Raw genomic sequence first — 13,974 nt, 5'->3', positions numbered from 1 at the left:
GGGTGATGGTTTCAAAAGCGAGCGCTTTAAATATGCGTGACGCTGGTGATAAAGTGGCTGATAAAAGGGGCGACGTTATGGAGAGCGAATATGTATAAAGCAAATATGAGAGCACTACTGGGGACTCAATTACCAATTATTCAGTCGCCGATGGCAGGCGTTCAAGATAGCGCGTTAACTATCGCGGTAAGTGAGGCAGGGGGTTTAGGTTCTTTGCCCTGTGGCATGTTAAGCATAGAACAAATCGTTAGCGAAATAGGTTTCATTAAACAGGCCACCGATAAACCTTATAATCTTAATTTTTTCTGCCATAAGATGCAGGCATATGCTGAATATCAGCATATGTTGTGGCGAGAAAAGTTAAAGCCATATTTTGAAGAATTGGCGATCCACAGCGAAAGTTTGCCTCATTATGTTAATAGAACTCCATTTAATCATGATATTGCTGATGCGATAGAGCCATTTAAGCCGGAATTTATAAGTTTTCATTTTGGTCTGCCCGAGCAGTCATTGCTGGCTCGGATAAAAGGATGGGGAACCAAGATTGTATCTTCAGCGACCACTATCAAAGAGGCATTGTGGCTGGAATCTAAAGGTGTTGATGGGATTATTGCTCAAGGCTTGGAAGCGGGGGGACATCGAGGGATGTTCCTGTCAGACGATATTTCGACCCAAATGGGGATGTCTGCGCTGGTCCCTCAAATTGTAAATAAAGTTAGCGTGCCAGTAATTGCCGCGGGTGGCATCGCTGATAGCCAAGGTGTTCAAGCCGCTTTGCAGCTGGGGGCGGGAGCAGTATTGATTGGCACCACTTATTTACTTTGCTCTGAAGCTAAAACGTCTCGCTTACATCGTGCTGCGATAAAGAGTCGTAAATCACAGCATACGGCGTTAACCAATGTGTTCTCTGGCAGGCCTGCTCGTGGCATCGTGAATCGAGTGATGAAAGAGCTCGGTTATATGCATCCGCTGGCACCAAGCTTTCCTTATGCTTCAATTGAAATGACCCAACTCCGTGGCGAAGCTGAAAAGTTAAATTCTGATGCTTTTTCTCCACTGTGGTGTGGGCAAAATACCACTGGATGTAAAAATATTTCTGCCAGAGCCTTAACGTTGCAACTTGCTGCTCAAGACTAGGGGCCTTGATTTTTGGAATGGATGTGTAACCGCTAATGAATGCTTGGGGCTCGTTTGCCGAGGTGCTTATTCGACTTGTAACATGCCATCTTTTACCTCCCAGTTAGGTGCTTGGTAATAAGCGGCCCATTTGTCGACGAGCTTTTGAAAAGAGCCATCGTTTTTCATGTCATCTAAGGCCGCTTGCCAGCGAGCAATCAGCCTATCTGAGGTGAGTTGAGAAAAGCCGATATAAATATTGTAACCATACATGGTAAACACTGCTTTCATGAGATGAGGATTGATTTGAGCTTCTCGTGAAATGGCTTGGATATCGAGATCGGTGGCTGCAAATAAGGTGGTTCGCCCTAATAATAATTTCCCTAATCCCTGTTCCCAATGGGTGGTGCTTTGCAGATTAGTAAAGCCTTGTTGTTTCAAGTATTGTTCTTTTGAGTCTTCGCGCATGGTCCCTATGCTCGCAACCTTTTTGGCGTCGGCTAAACTATTTATCGAAATTAGACTATCGCTTTTAGCAAACAGGCGTGCTTTTTTACGTGCGATAGGGCCTACCCATTTAAATTGCGCTTCACGTTTAGCGGTTCGGGCAATACTAAAAATGAAATTATTGTTGATGGTTTTCGCGTTACGATAAGCGCGTGCCCAGGGGATGATTTCAATGTTTACTATATCTCTGGTTCGATGGAAGATTTCCTTAATCACGTCGGTGGTGAAACCTGTTATTTCAGGCTCGCCTGGCTCTCCTTGTTTTGGGGTAAGCACAAAGTTTAGTGGGGGAGCATGGATGGTGTAGCCAAGCATCTCTTGGGCCGTTAACTGGCTTGAAAAGAGAGTGATTGCTACAGTTATCCATGAGATGGTTTTTATCATGTTTCACCTTCAATAATCCGAGCAAGGCTTTATGTGATCACTAGCGATTACAGTTGGTTTTAAGCTCATCAAATAATTTACCGAGTGTATTTAGCTTAGCAAGCCTCGATATTGATAGCCATTTTATGATGCGTGTCGATAATAACAGACTGGCGCTCATTATGAGTTAAGTTGTATCTGGGAGTATGCTTGTGATGACTCGAATTCCAAGCAAGTCGTTTACTCGGCGCAATATGTCCCCTCTTCAGCACCGTTAGTTTACAAAGTTATCGAGAAGAATGGTAAGCAAACTTAAGGAAGTGAAAGCCTTTAAGGTCAACATGAGTCATGCGCTTTGTCCTCAATCCACTTAATTTCTGCGGGCTTTGGGGCACTACTGGCTGGTGAGCGTTTTTTACTGGTTTGGATTTATAGGCTCAGGTGAGGTGACAGCTTGCTGCTGCGATAGTTGTTGTTGTAGCTCTACACTTAATCGTTCCGCCAGTTTGGGGTCTTCACTAGATACGCTTCTTAATACGTTTAAATCTATCCAGATAAGATCACAGGGACCTTCGCTGTAGATATCCTGTTGAAAATGGCCTGTCAGTAGTGCTTCCAGTCCTAAACAGCTGCCTAAAGTGTCGATTTTTTGCTGGTGTTGCTGGATTTTTCCACGACATAAAATGGCGATTGCATCGGCTTGCTCGCCCCTTCTCTGGAGTAACTCGCCTTGCGGGTAGATCCGTCGCCAGGCGTGACGACTTAAGCTTAATAGAGAGCGCTCCTTGGCCTGCGCAAGCCAAGTCACCTGTTTGAGTATGCTACAAAAATCACTGGGAGTGGTGAATCTGGGCATATTACGCAGTGCCATTAAACGCCGTTCTACGTCATCTAACATTTTCTGGGCTTCGGCCTGCTCCAGCTGTGCTTCTTCGACCAGCTGAGTGATTAAAAAGCGCTCTTTATTATGCAGTTGGCGGCTGGCCGTTTGGGTTTCTAAGCTGTAGGCTACTTCCGGAAAGCTTTCTTGTAATTGCCAGATCATCTCTAAGACTTTGGTTTTATTATGGGCAATTTGCTGGGTGAATACGTCTGCTATTTGCGGGGTGGGTGCTAACTCGGTGGCGATCTGTAGGATATGATCTTGGGCCAAAATATACCCGCGAGCCACTTCATAACCTAAGGCCATTTGGTTGAAAGACAGACTAAGCGAGAGTCGGCTAAGCCAGGAGATACGCCCAAGTAATTTCACCAATAGTGGTGTTTTCCAGTAGTGGAACAAGACTTCTCTTGGACCGATGGAAGGCGCGCCATCGAGGGCGCGATCTACGCCATCGACCAGCTTACTTACCGCGAGTCTTTCAAGACCGCCGCTGCGATAGAGTTTCCAGTAAAATTGACGTTCGGTTTCCAGTAAGCGCCGTTGATAAGCAATGCTGAGTTCACCCGACTCGGCATCGCCGCCTAAGCTGTCATCGAGGTCGTTTTCACTGAGCTGGAGCCCTTTGGCTATTTTTGTCCAGTCAGCACGAATGGTGAGAGGGTCTTGTTTTAATACTTTGATTTCCTGATTCAGCTCGCGGTAGATAAGGTGTTGGGCCTTATTTACGGTGACCTGCTTTGAGTGGGGTAAGCCACTTAGCTGCAACTTATTTAGCAGCCAGCCCATGCTGCTGCCGTTGATCACAATTGTCAGTACCACGATTCCTGCGGTCATGAATAGGATCTGTTGACCAACAAGTGGCTCGATTTGTGGGTGGTTGACTAAAGTCAGTGCCAGTGCCAGAGAAACCGCACCGCGTAGTCCCCCCCAAGTTAATACGCAGGCCTTTTGCCAAGAGAGTCCAATACTAATTCGACCTAATATCGGCATTAAAATGGCGATTGAGAGGGCTCGTATGAGCATTACCCCGAGGTATAATGCGGCTAAGATCCACCACCACTCAAGTAAATCCAAACGCACCTTAAGAGCAACGATTAATCCGACCAGTAAAAAAATTAGCGTATTGGCGATATAAGCCATCATTTGCCAAAATGAGTGCAGAAAATCGGCGCTTTGAACGGATATTCGAGTGCGACCGGGGCCTGCAAATAGGATTGCCATGGTGACTACAGCCACCACACCGGAAACATGCAACACATTTTCAGCTATAAAGTAAACCAAATAGGCACTGGCAATGCTGATACTGATTTCGACCATTGGATTATTAAATAGTCGGTCCATCCATAACAGCGCGAGATAACCAATGGTTAAGCCAAGCAGTAAGCCCGCCAGTACCACTCGAAAAAATTCATTCACGCCTTCGAAAAAGGTAAGTGATTCAGTATGACTCAGTAAACCAAGAAACAGCGAGAACAGTACAATGGCAGTTCCGTCGTTGAGTAGTGATTCACCTTCGATTAGGGTTTCCAAGCGTTTTCTAGAGCTGACTTCTTTAAGCAGGGCCACCACCGCTACCGGGTCGGTGGCGCTGATTAAAGCGCCAAACAGTAAACACAGCGCCCAACTCCAATCCAGAGGTAATACAGCGTGGACCAGCCCAGCGGTTGCGAGCATCGCGAGCATTAATCCGGGAACTGCGAGTAGTGCAATTTGGCTGAAGATCCGTCGAAACAAATGGGTTTCCATGGCGAAGGCGGACTCAAAGATCAAGGTGGGTAAAAACATAAATAGGATCAGATGTGGGTCGATAGAGGTCACGGTAATTAAGGCCTCTGATAAACCTTCAAGCTTGAAGTTGAAAGAACGCAGTACCAGACCCGCCGCCAAACCAAGCAGCAGCAGGGCAACGCTGTAGGGCAGAATACTTTTCTTTAATACAGAACGCAGTAGGGCCCCCAGCAAGAGAGCCACAATTGCGAATAAAATAAAGAAGATACCTGTATCGCTGCTAACCATGGCTAGCGCTCCTTGTCGATATCAACTTGCAGTAACAACAGTTTGCTGCGGGTAGTCACTTGACCGACCACTCAAAGAATAGTTTGTAAAGCGTGTCTGTGTTGGATTTTTGGACTTATTTTTTAAGTCGTGAAAGCTTTGATTGACGCGAGACTTGCCGCCTGAAGAGATGCGAGTTGAATAGTACAAAATTGTCGACTTGTAACAATATATTGGCTAGTCGGTAGTTTTGAAAAACCGAGCACAAACTCCCCCTCGCTCGCTACATACAATGTGCCTAGCGTAACTATTGGTGTTACTTAATTGTAAATTATGAGAGGGAATAGCCATGGCATTTGCATTGAATCTTCCAAAGTTAAGTTTAGCGGGTAGCGGGGCCGTTGAAGATGCGGTGACGGTACTGAGTCAGCAATTTGTAAAAAAAGCCTTGATTGTCACGGATACTAATTTAGTTAAATTAGGTTTGTTAGATACTTTGTTGAGTGCCCTAGATAGCTATTCGATTGCTTATGAGATGTTCGATGAAGTCTTACCAAATCCTACTGCATCTCTGGTGCGGCGGGGTCTTGCTGTATATCAAAAAGCCGAGTGTGATTGTTTTATCGCAGTGGGTGGGGGCAGCCCAGTCGATTGTGCTAAAGCCATTCGTATTATGGCCTCTAACGACGGTGATATTTGTGATTTTAATGGCGTCGGCAAGGTGACTCACTCAGGGGCATATTTTGTTGCCATTAATACCACCGCAGGTACGGCTGCAGAGATGACTTCTAATTCGGTGATTACCGATGAAGAAAACCAAGTCAAAATGGTGATTATCGATGCCAAACAAATCCCGGATATTGCGGTGAATGATCCCAGCTTGATGCTTGGTTTACCAGCGGCAACCACGGCTGCTACTGGTATGGACGCTCTCACTCATGCGATTGAAGCCTACGTGACGCCGGGGGCGCATATTTTAACCCGGCCGACAGCCTTAGAGGCGATCCGCTTAATTAGCAAATGGTTGCCAGTGGCTGTTGCAGAGGGCCAAAACTTTGAGGCACGTGATAACTTAGCATGTGCTCAGTTTTTGGCGGGGATGGCGTTTAATAGCGCAGGTCTTGGTTTAGTGCATGCGATGGCTCACCAACCCGGTGCGACGCATAATCTACCGCATGGTGTATGCAACGCAATTTTGCTGCCGGAAGTGTGTGAATTTAACGCTGAAACCTGCCCTGAGCCGTTTCGCGCGGTTGCCGAGGCAATGGGCGGTAGAACCTTTGATCTCAATGATAAAGACGCGGCAGCCCTCGCGGTCGCTTTGGTTCGTCAGTTGTCGGCGACAGTTGAAATTCCGTCAGGCTTTGCTGAGTTAGGGATCCGCGAGACTGATTTTGGTCAATGGATTGATAAAGCGATGCAGGACCCTTGTTTACCGGGGAACCCTCGCCAACCCAGCCCTGATCAAGTGATGCAGCTTTATAAACAAGCCTTATAAATAGACCTTAGTGCCCTCGAAATCTCTGGTTTTGGGGGCAACTTTTAGATGAATAATTGATAGCAAATGAAAACTGTTGTGTTGGTAAAGTTGATTGTGTTGATGGTTTTTGTCGTGTTGATTTATGTTGATTGTCAATCAAGCAATGATCTCAAAGCGTTGTTTAAACCGCTAAATCTCAGCTTCACTGATGCTGCAGAGTTGACCGACGCTGATTATTACATGGCCGAACATGGATCATAACACTTGGGAGTTAACATGGATCTTTCATCTATTTATGCACTGATTATGGCAGCAATAGAGGGCAGTGAAACGAGCGAGCCCGTGTTGCTTCATGTACTGATTCGTTTAACCTTAGTATTTATTCTACTTACTATCGAGGTGAAATTTTTTGTGTTCTTAAACCGCAAACTGCCTTAGCCAAATGCCACGAGAAATTGGCCCTGATTAATATTTTTCATTTTTTTAGCCTCGTTTTTGGACTTGCAACGATTACTAAGTTGAGACTTTCTTAAATAAGGTAATCGATGATGCAATTTTCTTCTGTTTCTACTTTTTCTCCGGTGGCGCGCGCTGTGGGTTTGGTGCTAGCTGTATCAGCTTTGGTCGCCTGTGGTCAATACAGCGATACGCAAGCAGAGCAGTCTAAAGCGCCAGTAGCTCCAACCGCCGAGCCGCTGATTTTAGCCGAAGACGCTGCTATTCCCCGGCAAAGGTTAGAGCAAGCCGCGGCGGTTCAGCAATTGACTCGCCACGCCAAACTTTCGTCACAAGCAGACCTTCGTTATGTTTCACAGATACAATCATTGCCTAAAGTAAGCAATCAGGAAAACTATCAAGTGCTTGAAGACTCAACTGTGCACTTGGTGAGTGAGCAGCCGGTGTCTACTTTTAGCGCTGATGTAGATACGGCTAGTTATGCCAATGTTCGACGTTTCATTAATCAGGGGCAAATGCCACCTAAAGCCGCTGTGCGGGTTGAAGAGCTGCTTAACTACTTTTCCTATGATTATCTGATGCCGCATTCTCTGACTGAAGCGCAGCCAATTGCTGCGAATACATTGCTTACCGCGTCACCTTGGAACCCCAATAATCATTTACTGCGGATTGGTATTAATAGTTACCAACCGGACATACAGCAACGTCCTGCAGCTAACTTAGTATTTTTAGTGGATGTCTCGGGTTCGATGCAATCCAGTGATAAGCTCACGCTAGCCAAGCAGTCGATGTCGTTGATGCTGAGCCAACTTAAAGCCGATGATAGTGTGGCAATTGTCACCTATGCCAGTGGCACCAGTGTGGCACTGCCCGCAACCAAAGCGAGTAGCCGACTGACGATCGAAAGAGCGATTGATAGTTTAAGGGCTGGTGGAGCCACCAATGGTGAAGCGGGTATTGCTTTAGCCTACCAGCAAGCACAGCAAGGCTTTATCTCCGGCGGTATCAATCAAGTTTACTTGATCTCGGATGGCGATTTAAATGTTGGGGTGAGTGATGTGGATGCGCTCAAACATTTGATTGGCGAGCGGCGTAAGGCGGGGGTTCAATTTTCGACACTTGGTTTTGGTCAGGGAAATTATAACGATTACTTAATGGAACAACTGGCCGATACTGGCAACGGCGTCTCCGCATATATTGATACCCTTCATGAAGCGCAGAAGGTGTTGGTGGATCAGTTGGGGAGTAGCCTGTACACCGTCGCTCATGATGTAAAATTTCAAGTGGAATTTAATCCAGCGCAGGTCTTAGAATATCGTTTACTTGGTTATCAGAATCGCCAACTCGAGCGTGCCGATTTTAATAACGATCAAAAGGATGCTGGCGATATCGGTGCCGGCCATAGTGTGACCGCCATATATGAACTCACCTTAGTCGGTGATCAAGGTTTAATCGACCCGCTGGTATTTCAGTCTGCGTCGCAAGCGAAGCAAGCCTCGGCAGAAACTAGTCCTGCGATTGCTGAACTGAGGCTACGTTATAAAACTGCTCACTCTAAAGTTTCTGCGAAGCGGCTTCAAAGAGTCCACAAAGCTGACTTTATTGCACTTTCAAAAATATCAGATGACGATAGGTTTGCGTTAGCGGTGGCTGCTTTTGGCCAAAAATTAACTGCCGCTCCCTACCTTGGTGATGTTAGCTATCAGCAAATTATTGATTGGGCAAATCAGGCTAAAGGTAAGGATAACTTTGGATATCGTGCAGAGTTTGTTAAATTGGTCAGATTAACGTTTAGCTTAGCGCAGCAGAATGCGGCCTTGCTTGATTCCCACTCAAGCCTCATTTCTCAGCCGCCAGGTCGTATTTTACCAGCAAGGAATCAAGCCCAAACTTATGAGCTTAGCCAGTGATGAGCAACTGATGCTCGACTATGGACAGCGTGGCGATCTCGCGGCCTTTGAGTGCTTGTATCAACGTTATCGTAAAGCGTTATTTGCCTTTGTTCGACAAAAAATGCCTGAAACAGCTGCTAATGAAGTGTTTCAGGATATTTGGGAGTCGCTGATAAGCCAAGCGAGTAGTTTCCACCTGATGGTTACCAGTGAGGCAGGGGTTTCTGTCTATGCGGGCTGTGAAGGTAAGTTTCGAGCCTTCCTTTATACTATTGCTCGTCGCCGTATTGCCGATCATTGGCGTCGCCAAGGTGGTCAAGGTGAGCAAGATGAACAGGCCCTAGCGGGGCTTTTGGCGACCACAAATCCAGAGTTAAGTCATCAACAGGCACAAGCCAAGCAGGTGATTCTGCTCTGTGTATCGCGCTTGCCGAGAAAGCAGCAGGATGTTTTTATGTTGAAACAAAATGGCTTGGCAGTTGCCGAAATTAGTGTGGTATTGGATGCCTCCTTCGATGCGGTGAAAAGCCGAATACGCACTGCTTATCAGCAATTACGTGAATGTTGGGAGAAACACCATGGCTGAGCATACTGATAATCCCCCGAGTGACGCGCAAATCGATCAAGCATTTCAGCGAGCCATCGACCCACTGCAACCTTCGCCCGAGTTGGATCAGCAGATCTTAAATTTGGCCGAGCAGCAGACTAAACAAGCCAAAGTAGTGCCTTTGGTTCGTCGCAAAAGTTGGGCGGGGGCTCCGTTATGGGCCAGCGCCGCTTCGATTGGCTGTGTTGGCGTATTGGGCTGGTGGTTGTGGCAGAGCGTGATGCACGATCCAAGTCTGGCAACACCCAGCGAATTGAGCTATCAAAACGAAGCCCTTCGTTCCGTTGCAAGTCCGTCTTCTGTAGGAGGAGTGGAGCGGCGAGACCACGAGCTGCAACGGGCGGAAGCTCAACAGTCGACAAGCCAAGCTCGAATATTACAAGAATCAGCGCGAGCAGTCGCTAAGCAAAGTATCGCCAGTGATATGGGGGGGGAGCCTGCGATAAAAACACCTTCTCTTTCGGTATTTGAAGCGGCAAGCGCCTTGTCAGATGAGCAGCGTCATTGCATTCGCGATGCTTTAGCTGATTTGCGTCCGGAGCAGCTGGCGCGCATTGCGATTCAAGATCTAAGCTTGTCGCAGCAGCAAGCTATCACTCTCGCGGCAACTAAAATTAAGCCCAATTTAGCGTTGCACTGGCAACAACAAGCTTGGTATTTACTCCCCTTCGATCCATCTTGGTGGTTAGTTCCGCAGAGTGTCAATCTTGAGTCTACATTTGTCTATATCTTCCCTGACAAGCTGCGTCATCATTGTCAAAATATCGCTCAATAGAGAATCGTTAACAGGAGCTCTCTATTGCTGTATTTCCTCAGGAATTTGGAGGCCTTAAGAACAATTCATGACACGTTTTGGTGATTGTGAGTATTCCATATTGGTATTCGAAACACTCACTGGTACTTCGGATTAAAAGCAATCGCTCAGTTTTTTTTCATACGGGTCTACGTCGCCAGTCTATTGCAAATATAACGAAGTTGAATAAATGCTTACTGCTGGTGCGAGCAAGGGATGTTTCACTGTGGCCGCCGACCGAAACTTAAGTGTGTTTTGAGATGAAGCCAGCGCTTTCCTTAGATGTTTAGTTTAATGACTGTCTGTTTTATTTACATTAAACCTTTAATTTTAAATACTTTGTATAATTCAGTTTAAATCATTGCCTTCTATTCTTTTTTAAAAATATAAATTCACAAGTGCGGTATCTTATGCTTTTTTTGGCTGATATTGATCGATAGCAAAAGAAACGCAATTTGTTGGTGACTCGTGTTTACTTAAATTTTCCATTTTTGTAGCATCCGCATTCACATTTTTTTAGGTTACAAATTTATGCAAGCATTTTGCATTTTAAACGGTTTTGGCCATCGCCGAATTGGCTTACAACTACAATTATTTGTGGGTTTATTGATCGTGATTGCGTTTGGTGCGATTAGCTCTCTGGTTTATGAAAAAGCCGCTGCAGCTTTGTTTGAACAAACCATGTACGATCATCGATCTAAAGTAGAAGCTTTAGCTGAGAATATCGCTGGTGAGTTTGACGATTATTTAAAACAAGCAAAAGTGTTGGAGCGAACCTTTCGAAATGGTTATCTCGACGGCTTTCAAGTATTGGCTCAGTCGGTTAATTACCAACAGTTTAAGGTCTATGAGATTGTTCTTAACGGCCAGTCGTTGTTAGGGGATTTTAGTCAAATAGATCGCTTTACTCAGGATACTGGTGCGGTCGCCACTTTGTTTTCTGCCAGTGGTGATGATTTTATTCGGGTGAGCACCTCATTAACCAACCAAGATGGTCAACGGGTACTTGGGAGTCGCTTGGGCAAGCAACATCCGGGTTATCAACGTCTGATGAACGGTCAAGATTATTACGCCAAGGTCAAATTGTTTGGTCATGACTATTTGACCTATTACTATCCCTTGAAAACACCTCAAGGAAAAGTCATGGGTTTAAGCTTTATTGGGATCCCCATTGAAGAACCGACCCAGCGTATTTTCGCTAATTTGTCGCAAATTAATTGGGGTAAAACCGGACACAGTATTGTCGTGGATAATAGCCCAAGTGAGGCCTTAGGGAACTATCTTTATCATCCCTATATTAAGGATGGAGCTTCGATCATCGACCGGGTCGATGCGCAAGGACATAAACTATTTAAACAGATTTTTGAGCAAGCTTCGGGGGTGATTAGCTTTACTGCTGAGCATCAAGGTAAGGTTGCTGAACAGTATTTGGTTTATGCCGAAGTCCCTGGGTGGAATTGGAAGCTATTAGGCGGAACCTTGGTGGAGGAAGTCACCGAAGCCAGTCGCGATTTACTGCATATTGTGATCATGATTGCTGTATTCGCTGCAATTTTGAGTTTTGTGTCGCTCAGTTTATTTGTGCGTCGCTTTACTAAACCCTTGCTCAGGTTAACCGGAAATATTGAACGCATGGGTGCTGGCGAAATGAGCCTACAGATGGGCGAGGGTAACGCCGAAGCCGATAACGAGATTGAGCGCTTAAATGCAGGCGTGCACCAAATGGCGAGAGAGCTCAATCAATTGATTACTCATATTCGAGACACTAGTAATCGTGTGCAACAGCAGGCGAGCAGTGTATTTACCGATTCTGAAAATAGTTTGCAACAGCTCGATGGCCAGCAGCTTCAGGTGGATCAGGTCGCTGCGGCGATAGAAGAACTGGCTGCATCGGCAAATTCGGTGGCGCATCAAGTCGAAGATATCGCCGGCAGTGTGCGTTTAGCCGATAGCAGTAGCCAACATGGCTCTCATTTAGTTGAGCAGATGATTTCAGAGATTGGCTTGCTGAATCAACAGCTGAAGCAGTCTTCTGAAGCGATAGCTTTGGCGGGAGAAGAGAGCCGTAATATTCAAGATGTAACACGAATGATCAACGAAATTGCAGACCAAACCAATTTACTTGCCTTGAACGCGGCAATTGAGGCTGCGAGGGCGGGTGAACAAGGTCGTGGTTTTGCGGTGGTCGCCGATGAAGTTCGAACCTTAGCCAAACGAACCCAAGATTCGGTGAAAGAAGTGGAAGCCATTGTTGGGAAACTGCAAGCCAGTACTGGCAATGCGGTGAGCATGATGAGTGAGAGCCAACAACGGGGTGAGTTGTTTACCGAGCATGCCGCTAATACCGGTGAGGCTCTGAGCAAGATTACTGAGCAAGTCAGTTTAATTGCCAGTCAATCGGAGACTATCGCCGCCACGACTGAACAGCAGGCGCAGGTGTCTCAAGAGATTGCCGCCAATGCCGCCAAACTCAGTGAGGCAAATGCCGATGGCCGCAATACCGCGGCGAAAAGCGCCGACAGTGCCACGCAATTACAATCCATGGCTGATGCACTGCAGCAGCAAGTATCGGTGTTTCACTAAGGGGCGAGCTGTATCGGTCATAAAAAAAAGAGATTAAGTCGGGACTTAATCTCTTTTTTATAGGCTTAAGTCCTTCGGCTTAAGCATTCAAATTTATGCACTACGTTTTTTGCTGTAAACATCGAAAATAACCGCAGCCAGTAATACCAAACCTTTAATGACTTGTTGCCAGTCGATGCCAACGCCCATGATTGACATACCGTTATTCATCACGCCCATGATGAATGCACCAATCACCGCACCCATGATTTTACCAACGCCGCCATGTACCGAGGCGCCACCAATAAATACCGCCGCAATCACATCCAGTTCGAAAGATAAACCCGCTTTTGGTGTAGCCGTATTAAGTCGAGCCGCAAATACCAAACCTGCCAGCGCAGCTAACATTCCCATATTGGCAAAAGTTAAGAAGGTGATTTTTTTGGTATTAATTCCTGACATCAAGGCCGCTTTTTCGTTACCACCAATGGCATAGATGCGTCGTCCGATAGTGGTGTTATTGGTAATAAATACATACAGTGAAATGAGCAGGGCCATTACCATTAAAATATTGGGAATACCTTTATAGGTAGACAATAAATAGACCAAGTAGAGTAGCGCCGCGGAGATGAAACCAATTCTGAGTAAAAATACATTGGTGGGTTCTTCGCTGGGCATCAACTGCTGTTGTTTGAGGCGACTGCGTAAGTTAAAGCCGATAAAAGCTGAGACTAAAATAATTCCTAAGATGAAAGAAGTGAGGTTAAATTTGTGCATATCAAAGATATCGCCAATGAACCCCGAACTTAAAGCCTGAAATTCACTAGGGAATGGCCCTACCGATTGCCCTTGTAGCAGCGCAATGGTTAAACCTTTAAAGACTAACATGCCCGCTAGAGTCACAATAAACGCTGGGATCTTATGATAAGCGATCCAGTAGCCCTGCATTGCTCCAATCACGAAACCTGCGGCTAAACAAATGATCACCGTAACAAACCAGTTAAAGTCAAAGTTAACCATTAACACCGCAGCCAGCGCGCCGACAAAGCCACAGACAGAACCGACCGATAAGTCGATATGACCTGCAACAATCACCAGTAACATGCCTAAGGCCATAATAATGATATAGGAGTTTTGTAAAAATAAGTTGGTAAGGTTAACCGGTTTGAGTAGGGTGCCTTCGGTAATAATCTGAAAGAATCCCATAATCACAATCAGGGCTAATAAAATGCCATATTCTCTCAGATGACGAGTGACAGCGCCAAATCCACTCACCGAGTTGTCGCTATCTTTAGCATTGTTTACAACTTTGGTACTCAT

Annotated in this window: 11 protein-coding genes; 8 read left to right on the top strand and 3 right to left on the bottom strand. The window is 45.9% G+C overall.

From position 1 onward, the window contains the following. Nucleotides 1–90: 90 nt before the first annotated feature. Nucleotides 91–1,137 (top strand): NAD(P)H-dependent flavin oxidoreductase, encoded by a 1,047-nt coding sequence (locus ACRRSW_RS15145; RefSeq protein WP_432459756.1) that lies wholly within the window; start codon nucleotides 91–93, stop codon nucleotides 1,135–1,137. Nucleotides 1,138–1,203: 66 nt separating this feature from the next. Here ACRRSW_RS15145 and ACRRSW_RS15140 read toward each other — a convergent pair whose 3' ends face one another. Both ACRRSW_RS15140 and ACRRSW_RS15135 read right to left on the bottom strand, forming a co-directional pair. Then, the gene (locus tag ACRRSW_RS15140; protein WP_432459755.1) at nucleotides 1,204–2,007 is read right to left on the bottom strand and encodes a substrate-binding periplasmic protein; all 804 of its coding nucleotides are present in this window, start codon (nucleotides 2,005–2,007) and stop codon (nucleotides 1,204–1,206) included. 394 nt (nucleotides 2,008–2,401) lie between these two features. Beyond that, nucleotides 2,402–4,885 (bottom strand): cation:proton antiporter domain-containing protein, encoded by a 2,484-nt coding sequence (locus tag ACRRSW_RS15135; protein WP_432459754.1) that lies wholly within the window; start codon nucleotides 4,883–4,885, stop codon nucleotides 2,402–2,404. Nucleotides 4,886–5,213: 328 nt separating this feature from the next. Here ACRRSW_RS15135 and fucO point away from each other — a divergent pair, with 328 nt between their 5' ends. The 7 genes from fucO (at nucleotide 5,214) to ACRRSW_RS15100 (ending at nucleotide 12,675) form a co-directional block, all read left to right on the top strand. After that, a complete protein-coding gene (gene fucO / locus ACRRSW_RS15130) occupies nucleotides 5,214–6,362 on the top strand; it encodes a lactaldehyde reductase (RefSeq protein ID WP_432452409.1) in 1,149 nt (382 codons plus the stop codon). Between the two features lie 66 nt (nucleotides 6,363–6,428). Then, complete coding sequence (locus ACRRSW_RS15125; protein ID WP_432459753.1) at nucleotides 6,429–6,605, top strand: hypothetical protein; 177 nt, start codon at nucleotides 6,429–6,431, stop codon at nucleotides 6,603–6,605. 15 nt (nucleotides 6,606–6,620) lie between these two features. Then, on the top strand, nucleotides 6,621–6,782 hold the full coding sequence (locus tag ACRRSW_RS15120; protein WP_432452410.1) for a hypothetical protein: 162 nt from the start codon (nucleotides 6,621–6,623) through the stop codon (nucleotides 6,780–6,782). Nucleotides 6,783–6,889: 107 nt separating this feature from the next. After that, on the top strand, nucleotides 6,890–8,710 hold the full coding sequence (locus ACRRSW_RS15115) for a vWA domain-containing protein (protein ID WP_432459752.1): 1,821 nt from the start codon (nucleotides 6,890–6,892) through the stop codon (nucleotides 8,708–8,710). Continuing rightward, a complete protein-coding gene (locus tag ACRRSW_RS15110; RefSeq protein WP_432452412.1) occupies nucleotides 8,694–9,278 on the top strand; it encodes a sigma-70 family RNA polymerase sigma factor in 585 nt (194 codons plus the stop codon). Before ACRRSW_RS15115 ends, ACRRSW_RS15110 begins: the two co-directional genes overlap by 17 nt. Beyond that, nucleotides 9,271–10,074 carry a hypothetical protein gene (locus ACRRSW_RS15105; RefSeq protein ID WP_432459751.1) on the top strand — a complete coding sequence of 268 codons (804 nt, stop codon included), beginning with the start codon at nucleotides 9,271–9,273 and terminating at the stop codon, nucleotides 10,072–10,074. The genes ACRRSW_RS15110 and ACRRSW_RS15105 overlap by 8 nt, the downstream gene beginning before the upstream one ends. A gap of 549 nt (nucleotides 10,075–10,623) precedes the next feature. Beyond that, nucleotides 10,624–12,675 (top strand): methyl-accepting chemotaxis protein, encoded by a 2,052-nt coding sequence (locus ACRRSW_RS15100; RefSeq protein WP_432459750.1) that lies wholly within the window; start codon nucleotides 10,624–10,626, stop codon nucleotides 12,673–12,675. A 93-nt stretch (nucleotides 12,676–12,768) separates the two neighbouring features. On the opposite strand, the gene mmsB is transcribed toward ACRRSW_RS15100, so the two are convergent. Further along, nucleotides 12,769–13,974: a multiple monosaccharide ABC transporter permease gene (gene mmsB, locus ACRRSW_RS15095; RefSeq protein WP_432459749.1), complete on the bottom strand. Its 1,206-nt coding sequence runs from the start codon at nucleotides 13,972–13,974 to the stop codon at nucleotides 12,769–12,771.

Origin of the sequence: Agarivorans sp. QJM3NY_25 (assembly GCF_050870875.2) — a bacterium.
Taxonomy (GTDB): Bacteria; Pseudomonadota; Gammaproteobacteria; order Enterobacterales; family Celerinatantimonadaceae; genus Agarivorans.
Note: the sequence above shows the minus strand (reverse complement) of the source record. Positions and strands in the feature narration are given on the sequence as shown.

Coding starts and splice junctions, on each gene's coding strand:
- ACRRSW_RS15145 (WP_432459756.1), top strand. CDS start 91: ATGTATAAAGCAAATATGAGAGCACTACTGGGGACTCAATTACCAATT.
- ACRRSW_RS15140 (WP_432459755.1), bottom strand. CDS start 2,007: ATGATAAAAACCATCTCATGGATAACTGTAGCAATCACTCTCTTTTCA.
- ACRRSW_RS15135 (WP_432459754.1), bottom strand. CDS start 4,885: ATGGTTAGCAGCGATACAGGTATCTTCTTTATTTTATTCGCAATTGTG.
- fucO (WP_432452409.1), top strand. CDS start 5,214: ATGGCATTTGCATTGAATCTTCCAAAGTTAAGTTTAGCGGGTAGCGGG.
- ACRRSW_RS15125 (WP_432459753.1), top strand. CDS start 6,429: ATGAAAACTGTTGTGTTGGTAAAGTTGATTGTGTTGATGGTTTTTGTC.
- ACRRSW_RS15120 (WP_432452410.1), top strand. CDS start 6,621: ATGGATCTTTCATCTATTTATGCACTGATTATGGCAGCAATAGAGGGC.
- ACRRSW_RS15115 (WP_432459752.1), top strand. CDS start 6,890: ATGATGCAATTTTCTTCTGTTTCTACTTTTTCTCCGGTGGCGCGCGCT.
- ACRRSW_RS15110 (WP_432452412.1), top strand. CDS start 8,694: ATGAGCTTAGCCAGTGATGAGCAACTGATGCTCGACTATGGACAGCGT.
- ACRRSW_RS15105 (WP_432459751.1), top strand. CDS start 9,271: ATGGCTGAGCATACTGATAATCCCCCGAGTGACGCGCAAATCGATCAA.
- ACRRSW_RS15100 (WP_432459750.1), top strand. CDS start 10,624: ATGCAAGCATTTTGCATTTTAAACGGTTTTGGCCATCGCCGAATTGGC.
- mmsB (WP_432459749.1), bottom strand. CDS start 13,974: ATGAGTACCAAAGTTGTAAACAATGCTAAAGATAGCGACAACTCGGTG.